This window comes from Sphaerisporangium sp. NPDC049457, assembly GCF_055586705.1.
Genome location: NZ_JBVJHR010000016.1, coordinates 71,675 through 85,172, shown reverse-complemented (window position 1 = coordinate 85,172; position 13,498 = coordinate 71,675). Strand labels below are relative to the sequence as shown.

Below are 13,498 nucleotides of genomic sequence, written 5' to 3'. Positions count from 1 at the left end.
GGTCACGGCGGCAGGTTGACGTCGGGCGCGGCCAGGTCGTGGTACTCGCGGCAGGTGTGCTCGCCCAGCGCCAGTGGCCCCTTGGCCGTCGTCTGAGTGATCTTCACGGCCCAGATCTCCTCGCGCAGCCGCGCTGTGCAGGTGATCTGGGCGATCGCCGTCCTGCCGAGCCGGCCGGGTCCGTTGACGATGACGTGCAGCCGCAGGCCCACCGGGTTCTCCGGGTCGTTGCGCACGCCGCTGTCCACCCCGTACCGGCCGAGCACGCTCTGCTCCAGCCGGAACGACGACAGCGCGGAACCGAGGCCGTCCCCGGGCCGCCTGCTCACCTCGAACAGCGCCCCGATCACGTCCTCGGCGGCGTTGGACGCCGTGGACACCTGCTTGGGGGACAGCCGCCCGTCACGCAGCAGGTAGACGTTGGCGACCGCGCCCTTGCCGCTGAGCACCGGCGCCGGTCCGGCGTCGAACACGCCCGTGGGGTCCACGCCGCAGGCCGCCGTCCCCAGCAGCAGGGCCGGCAACAGGGCCGGCAACAGTGCTCTCACCGGGCGCGGCCTCATGGGAGCGGGATCCATACGGTGAACAGCGTGCCCGGATCGCACAGTTCCACTTTGATCGTCCCGCCGTGCAGTTCGGCGTTGGCCTTGGCGATGGCCAGGCCGAGCCCGCTGCCCTCACTGCGCGCCCGTCCCGCCCCCACCTTGTAGAAGCGCTCGAAGACATGGGGGAGGTCGCGGCGCGGGATGCCCTTCCCCCGGTCGCGCACCATGACCTCCAGGCCGCCGCGCAGCGGGCGCGCGGCCACGGTCACCGGGGGAGCGCCGTGGAGCAGGGCGTTGCCCACCAGGTTCGCCACGATCACGTCGAAGCGCCGGGGGTCGAGCGAGAACGACAGGCCGCGCGGCACCTCCAGGCGCACCCGGCCGGTCCACCCCCTGATCTCCAGGCAGTCGCCGAGCGCCATGCCGACGTCGACGTTCTCCTTGGTCAGCACGGCGGCGCCCGAGTCGAACCTGCTCGCCTCGATGAGGTGCTCCACCAGCACCCTGAGCCGGTTGATCTCCCGCACCACCAGGTCCACGGCCTTGCCCGCGTCGGGCGGCAGGTTGCCGGCCTCCTCGGTCAGCATGTCGGTGACCGCCGTCATCGCCGTGAGAGGCGTGCGCAGCTCGTGGGAGACGTCCGCGACGAAACGCCGGGACATGGCCTCAAGGGCGCGCAGCTCCGACACGGTGTCCTCCAGGGCGGAGGCGGTGTCGTTGAACGTCGCGCTCAGCCCGGCCAGCTCGTCGCGGCCGTCCACCGGCAGGCGGGTGTCCAGGCGCCCGGCGCCGAGGGCGCGCGCGGCGTCCCCGAGCCTGCGCACCGGGCGCAGGACGCTGCGCGCGGACACCAGCGCGACGGTCAGGGCGACCGCCAGCGTGATCCCGGACGCCTGGGCGAGCGCGGTGCGCAGCCGGGCCAGGACGCCGTCCTCTTCCTTGAGCGACACGAACACGTAGATCGTCATGCCGGTGGGGCGCACCGCGCCGGTGCGGGTGCGCCGGTGGACCTGGGTGCCGATCAGCAGCCATGGGTCGCCCCGGATCAGCAGCCGCTGGCGGACCATGCGTCCGGACGCTTGCCGGCGCAGCTCCGCCGGGACGTCGCCGAGCCCGAACGTCGTGCCGCTGCTCAGCCGCTCCTGCTCGCCGTACTCGAGGATCACCTGGCGGTCCGGCCCGCCGAGGGACTCGGCCAGGTTGGTGAGGTCGCTGTCGGTCACCACCGCGTCGGTGGGCCACAGCAGGTCGCTGGTGCCGATCGGCAGCGAGATCCGCTGCAGGACGTCGCGGACGTCCACGACGGCGCCGGTCTCCGCGCGTTCCAGCAGCGCACGGCGGACGAGCTGGTAGCCGATGCCCGCGACCAGGGCCGAGGCGGTCACCGCGACCAGGACGAAGGTGATGACCAACCGGCCGCGCAGGCCGACGGGACGCCGGAGGCCGAGGTTCACGGCGGGCTGAAGCGGTAGCCGAAGCCGCGCACGGTGTGGATGTACACCGGCTCGGCGGGCACGGGCTCGATCTTCGCGCGGATGCGCTGCACGCACGCGTCCACCAGGCGCGAGTCGGCCACGTGGTTGTGGTCCCAGACCGCGCGCAGCAGATAGCGGCGGTTGAGCACCTGCCCGGGATGCCGCACCAGTTCCAGCAGCAGTCTCAGCTCGGTGGGCGTGAGGTGGATCTCGCGGTTGGCCAGGCTCACCTTGAGCGCCCCCCGGTCCACCACGAGGTCGCCGAAGCTGATGCGGTCGGCGGATGCCGACTCCAGGCGGCGCAGCACGGCGCGGATGCGGGCGTCGAGCACGCGCGGCTCCACCGGCTTGACCACGTAGTCGTCCGCGCCGGCCTCCAGCCCGACGACCACGTCCAGGTCGTCCCCGCGCGCGGTGAGCAGGATGATCGGCAGGGAGTCGAGCCTGCGGATGCGGCGGCAGACCTCCACGCCGTCGATGCCGGGGAGCATGACGTCGAGGATGACGATCTCGGGCCTGCGGGCGCGCACGTGGTCCAGGGCCTCCTCGCCGGTGGCGTAGGCGGTCACGGAGTGCCCCTGGCGCGTCAGGGCCAGTTCGAGGCCCGTGCGGACCGAGGGGTCGTCTTCGACGAGGAGGATGCCGGCCACCCGCACATTATGGCTGAAAGTCCGTTATCCCCTTCTGAGTCACAGAACCGAGACATGGCTCCCATAGGAACCTGACAGTAGGCCGTCAGGCTGAGACCATCCGCCTCCGTCAGGCCCTTCCGTGGTCGTGGCGAAGGCGTCCGGGGGTACCGGACCGAGGACGCGGGTCCGGCCACGCGGCCGCGCCTTCAGAGGCGCCGGTCGCTCCGCCGCCCTCTGGATCGGGGGTCCGGAGGGCGGCTCGGGGCGCCAGTGTGACGAAGCTCACATTCGATGGGGAAACCGCACGTTACTCACCGGTTGGTTAGGTAACCGTCAAATAACTTTTACGTTTGGGTTGCGAACCACCCCCCACGACACGGCAAGCTCATAGGCCGTGAGCTCAGGTCAGCAGTTGCGAGACAGGCGAAGCAGGCGGGACGGCGACCACGAAGCCGTGCCGCCACATGGCCGCGCCGGTCAGCGGGCCGCGCTCCGGCCACCCGCGCCCAAGCCCCCCGCCCGCAAGTCGTGGCTGACCCCCAAGCGCGGGGTCGGCATCGGGCTCTCCCTGGCCGTGGTCGCCGCGCTCGGCGTCTTCACCGTCCAGACCATGCGCGAGAACGCCGCCACCCCGGCCACCCCGCTCACCCTCGACGAGCTCACCCGCCTGTCCGACCCCTTCGCGCCGGACGCCGAGGCCGACGCGCTCAAAGCCGTCGCCGCCCAGGCGCAGCGGGCGCGCGACATCAAGCGCGCCCGGGACGATTCGGCTCCCGACTGGAGCTCGGTGAAGATCGTCAAGACGGCGCCCGGCGGCGGCGGGTTCAACCCGCAGTCGTTCCCGCCCGGATCCAAGCCCAACCCGGGCAGCAACAAGGCGCTCGGCCAGCAGATGGCCGCCGCGCGCGGCTGGGCCGGCGAGTGGGGCTGCCTGGAGAAGCTCTGGGACAGAGAGAGCGGCTGGAACGAGCGGGCCATGAACCGCAGCAGCGGCGCTTACGGCATCCCGCAGGCCCTGCCCGGCAGCAAGATGGCCAGCGCCGGCGCCGACTGGCAGGTCAGCGCCGCCACGCAGATCGAATGGGGCCTCGGCTACATCGCGGCCCGCTACAAGAGCCCGTGCGGCGCCTGGGCCCACTCCCAGTCCGTCGGCTGGTACTGACCGCTCCGCCGGCGCTGATCGCCGCGCGGTCATGATCCGCGCGAACTCTTAGTCAGGGTTGTTCGAGGTTTCGGCAAGCCTGGGGGCGCCGGGACCGTGCCCGGCGGCACGCTGGCCGCATGGGTGTGAAGGTCAGCGTGGTGGTGCCGGTGTCCGAGCCAGGCCCGGACGATGACGCGTTCGACGCGTGCGTACGTTCGCTGCTGGAGCAGACGATGCCGTCGGACGAATACGAAGTGATCTTCGCGGACGACCGGTCGGACGACGGCACTCGCGAACGCCTCGACGCCGTCGCCGCCGTGCGCCCCAACGTCAGGGTCCTGCACCTGGAGCACACCGGCTCGCCGGTCCGCGGACGCAACGTGGGACTGGCCGTGGCCCGCGGCGAGTACGTCTACCTGCTCGGCCGGCGCGACCGCCTGGAGCGGGTGGCACTGGAGGCCATGTACCGCACCGCCGTCGAGACCGGCGCCGACGTGCTGGTCGGCCGGCTCGTCCAGGGCGACAGCCCGCCGCCGCGGGCCTTCTCGCGCAACCGCGAGCGCGCCGACCTGGTGCGCGACCGCCTGCTCGCCCTGCCGACGGCGCACAAGCTGTTCCGCCGCGACTTCCTCGACTCGCACGAGATCCGCTTCGCCGACGTCGAGCCCGAGCTGTCTGAGCAGGCGTTCGTCCTGAAGGCCTACCTCACCGCCAAGGTCGTCGCGATCCTCGCCGACCAGGTGTGCTGCCACGTCGGCGCCGAGCCCGAGCGCCCGGTGGACCCCGCCGCGTACGCCGCCGGCATCCGGGCCGCCCTCGACGTCGTGGACGCCCACGGCGAGCCGGGCGAACAGCGGGAGCGCCTGTACGCCCAGCTGTTCCGCACCGCCGTGCTGCGGCCGATGGGCGGGCGCCGCCTGCTGTCCGCGCGCTCCGACCAGCGCTCGGCGCTGTTCGCCGCGATGCGCGACCTGACCCGCGAACGGTTCCCCGAGGCGCTGGACGTCTATCTGCCGGTCCATCTCCGCGCCCGGGCGGTTCTCCTCAGACGTGGCGAACTCGGGCGTCTGGTGGCGCTCAGCGAGGCTTCCAGGGGCATCTCGGTGCGCGCGGAGCTGCGCGACGTCCGCTGGGACGAGGGCGTCCTGCTGCTCGACCTCGCCGTGGAGATCGTGGACGCGCAGGGGACGCCCGTCACGTTCACGGCGGACGGCGACCGTCTGCTGTGGAGGCCGCCGCTGGACGGGTTCGCCCTCCCGCCGGGGCTCGCCGACGTCACCGAATCGGTCGAACGGGCCCGCATGGAGGTCTACATCCGGCACGCCGACTACGGGCTGATCTGCTTCCTCCCGGTGTCCGGAGAGATGTGCCGGTCCCAGGAGGGCGACCGGGTGCGCCTCTGGGCCGTCGGACGGGCACGGCTGGACGTGAGCACCGCCGGGCTCGGCCGTCCGCTGCGCTCCGGCGAGTGGGAGGTGCACGTCCGGATGCACAGCGGCGCCCACCACGCCCGCACCCGCGTCGCCGGGCACCGCGGCGCCCAGCTCAGCTGCGTCGGCGTCCTGGCGGGCGCGCCGCGCAGGCTGGTGATCCCCTGCTGGTCGGAGCAGCGGGAGCTCAGCGTGTGCGTGGAACCCAAATCGTTCGCCGAGTCGATCGTGCTCGTCTCGCCGGGGGCGACGGTCACCCACCGGGACGGGAGCGTCTTCGTCGTCCTGCCCGTCCCGTACGTCCCGCCGAGCGGCGGTCCGCCGGCCGAGCTGGTGCTGCGGCACCTGGCCGGCCGAGGCCGGGTCGTCACCGTGCCCGCGCTGGTCGAACCCGGCGTGCCAGGCCGCTACCCCGGGCAGCTCGTCGCCAAGGTGGCGCTGCGCCGGTTCGCGGGAGAAGGCCACATCGGGCCCGGGGTGTGGGCGCCGCGCCTGCGCGTGGACGGCAGGGAGTGCGACCTGCGGTTCGTCCTGGAGATGGCCAGAGGAGGCCGGGTGCGCGTCGACGCCGGCGCCGAGCCCGGCATGCTCGTCCCCAAACGGTCGGCGCCGGCCAGGATCGCCACCCGCCTCCCCGGCGGCGGGCACCTCCTCCGCCTGGCCCACGCCATCCGCCAGCGCTACCTGCCGCCCACCCTGGACGAGTAGGCCGAGCCCGGACGCCCGGCGCCGGGTGCCGCGCGGCTCAGTCGTGCTTGATCGTGTCGCGCGCCGGCTCGGGCGCGCCGGGCCCCGGGGTGGCCGCGTACGACCCGAGCAGAGCCAGGGCCTGCGCCGACGGGCTCCCCGGATCGGCGTGGTAGAGCACCATGAGCTGGCCGTCGGTGCCGTTGACCGCGAGCTTCTCGCGCCGCAGGTGAAGGGTGCCGACGAGCGGGTGGAGCATGTGGCTGGCGCCGCCGACGCGGCGTTGCACGTCGTGCCGTGCCCAGAGCTTCCGGAAGCGCTCGCTGCGCAGGGACAGCTCGCCGACCAGCGACTCCAGCCGCGGGTCGCCGGCCGCGTCGGAGCCGACGGCGACGCGCAACCCGGCGACGACGTCCCTCGTCGCCCGCTCCCAGTCTTGGTGCAGTTCGCGGTCGGCCGGGTCGAGGAAGAGCGCGCGAAGCACGTTGACGCCCGGCCTGAAGTTCGGGGACAGCGCCCTGGCGATCGCGTTGGAGGCCAGGACGTCCATGAACCTCCCCTGTACGAACGCCGGCACCGTGAACGAGTCGAGCAACATGGCGATGCCGGGCGGCACCCGTTCGGCCCGAGGCCGGGGAGCGCGCCGCCTGCGGGGGCGCGCCAGCTCGTGCAGGTAGGCGGTGCCGTCCGCGTCGAGCTGGAGCGCCGAGGCCAGGGCGTCCACCACCTGGGCGGAGGGACTGTGGTCTCTGCCCTGCTCCAGACGCAGGTAGTAGTCGGAGCTGATGCCCGCGAGCAGCGCCAGCTCTTCACGCCGCAGGCCGGGCACCCTGCGGCGGCTGCCGGGAACCAGGCCGACATCCTCGGGGCGTACCAGCTCACGGCGCGCACGCAGGTATTCGCCGAGCGCGTTTCCGCTGTTCACAGTGTGAATGCTACGAGCTGGGCACCGCCCCTGCGTGTCCCTGCGAGTCCCAGGATAAGCGGGACATCTCATCGTGACCGGCCGCCGCCCGAGACTCGGATCTCCGCGAAGCGACGACACGACACACCTCAGGAGCGACCACCATGACCACGACCAGCCCCGGCGGGGACCTGACCATCGCCGAAGACCTCACGCTCAGCCGGATGGGCTACGGCGCGATGCAACTGGCCGGCCCGGGGGTGTTCGGCCCGCCCAAGGACCGCGACCAGGCCGTCGCGGTGCTGCGCGAGGCCGTCCGCCTCGGCGTCACCCACATCGACACCGCCGGCTTCTACGGCCCGGCGGTCGTCAACGAGCTGATCAGGCAGGCGCTGTACCCGTACGCCGAAGACCTGCGCGTCGTCACCAAGGTGGGGGCCGCCCGGGGCGGCGACGGTTCGTGGATCCCCGCCCTGTCCGGGCAGGACCTGATCGACCAGGTGCACGCCAACCTCGTCCACCTCGGCGTCGAGGCCCTCGACGTGGTCAACCTGCGCGTCGAAGGCCACACCGAGCCGGCCGAGGGTTCGCTGGCCGAACCGTTCGGCGTGCTCGCCGATCTGCGGCGGCAGGGCCTCATCAGGCACCTGGGCGTCAGCGGCGTCACCTCCGCGCAGCTCACCGAGGCGCAGAGCATCGCCCCGGTCGTGACGGTGCAGAACCACTACAACATCGTCAACCGGAGCGACGACGCGCTGGTGGACCGCTGCGCGGCCGAAGGCATCGCCTTCGCGCCGTTCTTCCCGCTCGGAGGGTTCACGCCCCTGCAGTCGGACGTCCTCGACCGCGTCGCCGCGCGGATCGGCGCGACACCCCAGCAGCTCGCGCTCGCGTGGCTGCTGCGGCGCTCGCCGACCATCACGGTGATCCCCGGCACGTCCTCGCTGGACCACCTGCGCGAGAACATCGCCGCCGCCGGCCTGGCTCTCGACGACGACACCCTCGCCGAACTCGACGCCATCGCCGGCTGACCTGGCCGCGCCTACCGAAGCCGAACGCCCGGCGGGCCCGCTTCGCACCGGACCGGCCGCCGTCGCCGGTCGGCCGGCCGGGCTCACCGGAGCCGAACGCCCCGGCGGGCCGGGCCCGTGCCGGACCGGCCGCGGGCGCCGGCCGGGTGGACGCTCACGCCTCGGTCCCCTTGGTCTCGGCCTCGGGGGCATCGCCGGTCTCGCCGGTCTTGGTCTCGCCGGGTTCGGCGGCCTGGGGTGGACGAGTCATGGCCAGCACGTCCAGCGCGCCGTCCAGGACCTCCTCGGTGAGCTTGCCTGAGGCCACGTGGCCGCGTTCGATCACCACCTGCCTGATGGTCTTGCGCTCCTTGAGCGACTGCTTGGCGATGCTCGCGGCCTCCTCGTACCCCAGGTGGCGGTTGAGCGGGGTGACGATCGACGGCGAGGACTCGGCGTACTCGCGCAGCCGGTCGGCGTTGGCGGTGAGGCGGTGGACGCAGCGGTCGGCGAGCAGCCGCGACGCGCCGGCCAGCAGGCGGACGGACTCCAGCACGTTGCGGGCGATGACCGGCATCATCACGTTGAGCTCGAAGTTTCCCGCCGCGCCCGCGAAGGTCACCGCGGCGTCGTTCCCGATCACCTGCGCGGCCACCATGCACACCGCCTCCGGCACCACCGGGTTCACCTTGCCCGGCATGATCGACGAACCGGGCTGCAGGTCGGGGAGGTTGATCTCGCCGAGCCCCGCCCTCGGCCCCGACCCCATCCAGCGCAGGTCGTTGGAGATCTTGTTGAGCGAGACGGCGACCACTCGGAGCTGTCCCGACAGCTCGACCAGCGCGTCGCGAGCGCCCTGGGCCTCGAAATGGTCGCGGGCCTCGGTGAACGGCAGCCCGGTGGCCTCCTTGAGCTTGGCGATGACCTTGCCCGCGAAGCCGGGCGGCGTGTTGACGCCCGTGCCCACCGCCGTCCCGCCGAGAGGCAGCTCGGCGACCCTGGGCAGCGTCGAACGCAGCCGCGCGATGCCGTTCTCGATCTGCGTCGTGTAGCCGCCGAACTCCTGCCCGAGCGTCACCGGGGTGGCGTCCATCAGGTGCGTGCGCCCGGCCTTGACGGTCGTCTCGAACCGCATCGCCTTCTGGCGCAGCGCGACGGCGAGGTGGTCAAGCGCCGGCATCAGCTCGTACACCACGTCGATCATCGCGGCCACATGGATCGACGAGGGGAACACATCATTGGACGACTGCGAGGCGTTCACGTGGTCGTTCGGGTGCACCGCGCGGCCCAGGCGCTTCTCGGCGAGGGTGGCGACGACCTCGTTGGCGTTCATGTTGGACGAGGTGCCGGAGCCCGTCTGGAAGACGTCGATCGGGAACTCGTCGTTCCACTCGCCCTCGGCCACGTCGGTGGCGGCCTCGGAGATCGCCTCCGCCATGTCGGGCGCGAGAACGCCCAGCTCGCCGTTCACCTCGGCGGCCACGGCCTTGATCAGCCCGAGCGCCGCGATGTGGGCCGGCTCCAGGCCGCGCCCCGATATCGGGAAGTTCTCCACCGCCCGCTGCGTCTGTGCCCGCCACTTGGCCGCCGCCGGGACGCGCACTTCGCCCATCGAGTCATGTTCGATCCGGAAATCCTCCATGACTCCAGTCTTGCTCTAAGAACCGCCGGGCGTGTCTCCGCGGGCGGGCTGGAACGAGGACAGGACGGCGTCGAGCTGCGCGCGATGGGTCTCCCAGCGGGCGTCCGGCGCGGACCAGTAGATCGCGTAGAGCGGCCCGCCCGGCACCGAGACCCAGCGGGAGAACACGCGGGTGGCGCCCGTGCCGGAGGTGTAGCGGAACTCCCAGTCGGCCACGTCCGTCCCCGTGTACGGCGAGGGGCGGGTCGCGGCGAGGCGGATGAGCACGTACCCCGGGTAGGTGCCGGCCTTCAGGGCGCGCGCCTGCGCCGCCTTGGCGGCGTTCAGCACGTCCGCGGTGCCGTCCGCCGCCTGGGCGACGCGCACCGTGCGGGCGTCCCCGGCGGCGCTGAAGCCCACGCCGGCGCCCTTGGCCGCCGCGCCCAGCTTGGCAGGGACGTCGATGACGAAGCCCGACCTGTCGATGTGGCGGCGCAGCCCCGAGGCCGGGGCGGTGGCCACGCCCGCCTCGGCGGCCCCGCTCTCGCCGGTGCCCGGCTGCGCGGAGATGCTCTCACGGGCGCGCGCGCCGGGGGAGGCGCCGTCCGCCGTCCCGGGGGAGGCGTCGCCCAGGGGGCCGAGGTCGGCGCTGCCGTCCGGCCCGAGCGTCGTGCCGGCACGGGCGTCGACGGCGGTGGCGGGGGCCTGGCCGGCTCCGGCGGGCTTCTGTACGCCCGTGGGGGCGGACCTTGTGCCGCCGTCCGAGACCGCCGAGGCGACGAGCATGATGATGGTGGCCAACCCGAGCAGGGCCACCACCACCAGGACGATCATCCCGACCGGGCTGCCGCTCCGGGGGGCGGTGCCCTGGAAGGCGAACAGGTCGGTGCCCAGCCCGTTCGGGGGCGTGTTGACGTCCCCTCCGACGCCTCCGGGGCGCGCCGTTCCGCCTTGGTGGCCCGTTCCGTCCTGGTAGACCGGGCCGCCCTGGTAGGCGGGGCCGTCGTGACGGCCCGGGCCGTCCGGGCTCGCCGGACCGCCTGCCGGGCGGGCGCCCCCGGGCGCGTACGGCCCGGCCGGGCCGCCTTGCGCGTTCGGCGTGGCCAGGTCGCCTGGCGCGTACGCCCCGGCGGCGGGCGGTCGTGCGGGCGTGCCGGGGGCGCCTGCGGGTGGCCGGGGCGGCGTCCGGGGTGCGGCGGCGGGACGTCCGGGCGTCGTCCGGGACGGCGCGGTCGGGGACGGGAGCCTTCCCACCATGGTGGCCTGGTCGTCCTCGTCGGCCGTCCCCGGCGGCGCGGCCGGAGAGGGCACGTCCGCGGAGGGAGGCGGGACGGGACCGCCCGGGATCCGCAGGCCACCCTTGGGCCGGATGATCATCATCGTCTGGTCGGCGTCCGGCTCCTCCGGGCCGGAGGCGGGCCCGGCGGCCTGAGCGCCCGGCGGGGCGTCCTGGGCACTCGGGGCGGTGCTCCGCCCGTCCGAGGCGGCCTGCGCCTTCGGCGCGGTGTTCCGCGGGCCGCCGGAGGGAGTCTGGGGCCTCGGGAGGGTGCTCTGCGGGTCCGCGGCCGGGGGCTGGGCCTTCGGGACGGTGGTCCGGGAGTCCCCGGAGGGGGCCGGTGTCTTGTGGGCGGCGGCCCGCGGGTCCTCGAACGGGGCCTGGGCGGCGGGGGAGGCGGTTGGCGCGTTCCCGGTCGACGGGGTGTTCGCGGCGGCGGTCCGGGCGTCCTGGGCGGCGGCCGAGGCGTCTCCGGCGACGGGGGCGACCGGCCCGGACGCCGCCGGGGTCGCGCGCGCGGGGGCGGACGCCGGCGGCGGGGCGGAGGAGACCTTGGCGACCCGGCGGAGCATGGCCACGGCCAGGTCGTACTTGAGGCGCTTGGTGTAGTCCTTCTCCAGCAGCCCTTCCAGCGCCGGGCGCAGCGGCCCCGCCTGGGTCGGCGGGTCGGCCTGCTCGGTCATCAGCGCCGCCAGGGTCTCGCTGACCGACGCGCGCTCGTACGCGGGCCGTCCCTCGACCGCGAAGTACAGCGTCGCGCCCAGCGACCACAGGTCCGACTCGGGGCCGGTGTGGTCGCCCCTGGCGCGCTCGGGGGCGGTGTAGCCGGGGGAGCCGATGACCATGCCGGTCCTGGTGATGTTGCTGTCGCCCTCGGCCTTGGCGATGCCGAAGTCGGTGAGCACCACCCGCCCGGTGTCGGTCAGCAGCACGTTGCCGGGCTTGACGTCGCGGTGCAGCACGCCCTGCTTGTGGGCCGCGCCGAGCGCCCCGAGCAGGTCGAGCCCGATCTCGGCGACGAGCCGGGGCGGCAGCGGGCCCTCCTCGTCGATCACCTGCTCCAGCGACCTGGCCTCGACCAGCTCCATGATGATCCACGGGCTGCCGTCCACCAGGATGGCGTCGTGCACGGTGGCCACCGACGGGTGCACGATCTTGGCGGCGTTGCGGCCCTCGCGGATCATGCGTTCGCGTAGCTCGGCGCGCTGCGCCTTGCTGAGCCCCGAATCCTGGCGGATCTCCTTGACGGCGACGTCACGGCCGAGGAGGCGGTCGTGCGCCCGCCAGACCGTGCCCATCGTTCCCCGGCCAAGGGCGACGATCAGCTCGTATCTGTCGGCGAGCAGCCGCGTCTGTTGTTCGGGCATGACTAAGAAGATAGCGATAGCGCCTTGAGGATTGCTTTCGCCTTACTTACGCATATTTCTCGGCCAGAAGCGACGCGGCAGTACCATCCGCATGATTTCCGACAGGTGGCGGATCACCGGGCTCAGCTCGGAGCTCGCCGGAGCGCGGCGGCGGCCCGCCGCCGGATCGACCGGCTTGCGGTGCACCCCCTCGGCCGGCCTGCGCGGCGCGCGCGGCGCCGGCACCGAGCCGGGAGCCTCCGAGGGAACGGGATTGGCGCGCTCGGGACGGGCGTCGGCGCGGTGCTGGCCCCGGTGGGCGGACCGGCGCGGCGAGGTGGAGACCCGGATGGTGTCATCGCGCGACCCGCCGTTCCTGGGGTCGCGGGGACCGTCGTCCGCGAAGTCGCGCGCGGCGGTGTTCCCGGCGTCGCGCGGCCCGCCCCACGCGGCGTTGAGGGCCCCGGTGTTCGCCCCGTCGCGCGAGTCGGCGCCCATGGCGGTGTACGGACCCGGTGCCGGGCCGGCGGCCGTGGGCGGCGCCGAGAAGGCCTGCGAGCGGCCCGTGCGGTGGGCGGGCCCGCCGAGCGGCTCCTCGGCCGCCCCTCCGGCGGCGACGCGCGCGAGCATGAGCGAGGCGCGCATGCCGTCGAGCCGCGCGTTCGGGTCGATCTGCAGCAGCCCGTGCAAGATCGGAGCGAGCGGCCCCGCGTGCTGCATGGGGATGGGCTGCCCGCTGGTGAGCGCGGCCAGCGCCGCGGCGGCCGTGCGGCGGCCGTGCAGGCCGCGGCCCTCCACGGCCGTGTAAAGGGTCGCGCCGAGCGACCACAGGTCGCCCGCGGGGCTGGCCCGGTCGCCGAGGACGCGTTCGGGCGCGATGTAGCCGGCAGAGCCGAGCACGATGCCGGCCTGGGTGATCGAGGCGTCGCCTTCGAGGGCGGCCAGCCCGAAGTCGGTCAGGACCGCGCGGTCCTCGGTGACCAGGACGTTGCTCGGCTTGACGTCGCGATGCAGGATGCCCTTGGCGTGGACGGCGCGCAGCGCGCCGAGCACCTGGCGGCCGATCTCGGCCACGCGGCGCGGGGGGAGCGGCCCGTGCTGCTTGACCAGCTCCTCCAGCGACTGCGCGCGGAGCAGTTCCATGACGATCCAGGGACGGTCGTCCTCGGTGACGACGTCGAAGACCGTGATCACCGACGGGTGGGCGACCATGGCCGTCGCCCTGCCCTCGCGCTCGGTGCGGGCGCACAGCTCGGCCCGCAGCTCCTCGTCCAGGACGAGGGGGAGACGGACCTCCTTGACGGCCACGTCGCGGTCGAGCAGGCCGTCGTGGGCGCGCCAGACTGTGCCCATGCCGCCGCGTCCCACCGGCTCCACAAGCCGGTATCGCGAGGCTAGCTCGTATCCGACTGGCGCGCGCATGGGTGG

General features: G+C 73.7%; 10 protein-coding genes. 3 read left to right on the top strand and 7 right to left on the bottom strand.

Annotated features, from left to right (window positions below):
- Window positions 1-2: 2 nt before the first annotated feature.
- Genes ACZ6QO_RS24725 through ACZ6QO_RS24715 form a run of 3 tightly spaced genes read right to left on the bottom strand, consistent with a single transcriptional unit; the run spans window position 3 to window position 2,670 of the window.
- Window positions 3-548 carry a hypothetical protein gene (locus ACZ6QO_RS24725; RefSeq protein WP_465853966.1) on the bottom strand — a complete coding sequence of 182 codons (546 nt, stop codon included), beginning with the start codon at window positions 546-548 and terminating at the stop codon, window positions 3-5.
- Between the two features lie 11 nt (window positions 549-559).
- Window positions 560-1,999 (bottom strand): sensor histidine kinase, encoded by a 1,440-nt coding sequence (locus tag ACZ6QO_RS24720; RefSeq protein WP_465853965.1) that lies wholly within the window; start codon window positions 1,997-1,999, stop codon window positions 560-562.
- Window positions 1,996-2,670, bottom strand: a complete 675-nt coding sequence (locus ACZ6QO_RS24715) for a response regulator (RefSeq protein WP_465853964.1) — start codon at window positions 2,668-2,670, stop codon at window positions 1,996-1,998. Before ACZ6QO_RS24715 ends, ACZ6QO_RS24720 begins: the two co-directional genes overlap by 4 nt.
- A gap of 376 nt (window positions 2,671-3,046) precedes the next feature.
- Between ACZ6QO_RS24715 and ACZ6QO_RS24710 the strand changes: the two genes are divergently transcribed.
- Window positions 3,047-3,814, top strand: coding sequence for an aggregation-promoting factor C-terminal-like domain-containing protein (locus tag ACZ6QO_RS24710; protein WP_465853963.1), 768 nt, complete (start codon window positions 3,047-3,049; stop codon window positions 3,812-3,814).
- A gap of 119 nt (window positions 3,815-3,933) precedes the next feature.
- Window positions 3,934-5,934, top strand: a complete 2,001-nt coding sequence (locus tag ACZ6QO_RS24705) for a glycosyltransferase family 2 protein (RefSeq protein WP_465853962.1) — start codon at window positions 3,934-3,936, stop codon at window positions 5,932-5,934.
- A 37-nt stretch (window positions 5,935-5,971) separates the two neighbouring features.
- On the opposite strand, the gene ACZ6QO_RS24700 is transcribed toward ACZ6QO_RS24705, so the two are convergent.
- On the bottom strand, window positions 5,972-6,838 hold the full coding sequence (locus ACZ6QO_RS24700; protein WP_465853961.1) for a helix-turn-helix transcriptional regulator: 867 nt from the start codon (window positions 6,836-6,838) through the stop codon (window positions 5,972-5,974).
- Between the two features lie 143 nt (window positions 6,839-6,981).
- Here ACZ6QO_RS24700 and ACZ6QO_RS24695 point away from each other — a divergent pair, with 143 nt between their 5' ends.
- Window positions 6,982-7,848, top strand: coding sequence for an oxidoreductase (locus ACZ6QO_RS24695; RefSeq protein WP_465853960.1), 867 nt, complete (start codon window positions 6,982-6,984; stop codon window positions 7,846-7,848).
- Window positions 7,849-8,002: 154 nt separating this feature from the next.
- On the opposite strand, the gene ACZ6QO_RS24690 is transcribed toward ACZ6QO_RS24695, so the two are convergent.
- From ACZ6QO_RS24690 to ACZ6QO_RS24680, 3 genes are read right to left on the bottom strand one after another with little or no spacing between them, the layout of a single operon-like run.
- Window positions 8,003-9,469: a class II fumarate hydratase gene (locus ACZ6QO_RS24690; RefSeq protein WP_465853959.1), complete on the bottom strand. Its 1,467-nt coding sequence runs from the start codon at window positions 9,467-9,469 to the stop codon at window positions 8,003-8,005.
- A gap of 15 nt (window positions 9,470-9,484) precedes the next feature.
- A complete protein-coding gene (locus ACZ6QO_RS24685; RefSeq protein WP_465853958.1) occupies window positions 9,485-12,091 on the bottom strand; it encodes a serine/threonine-protein kinase in 2,607 nt (868 codons plus the stop codon).
- Between the two features lie 42 nt (window positions 12,092-12,133).
- Entirely contained in the window at window positions 12,134-13,423 is a 1,290-nt protein-coding gene (locus ACZ6QO_RS24680) for a serine/threonine-protein kinase (protein WP_465853957.1), read from the bottom strand.
- Window positions 13,424-13,498: the final 75 nt, after the last annotated feature.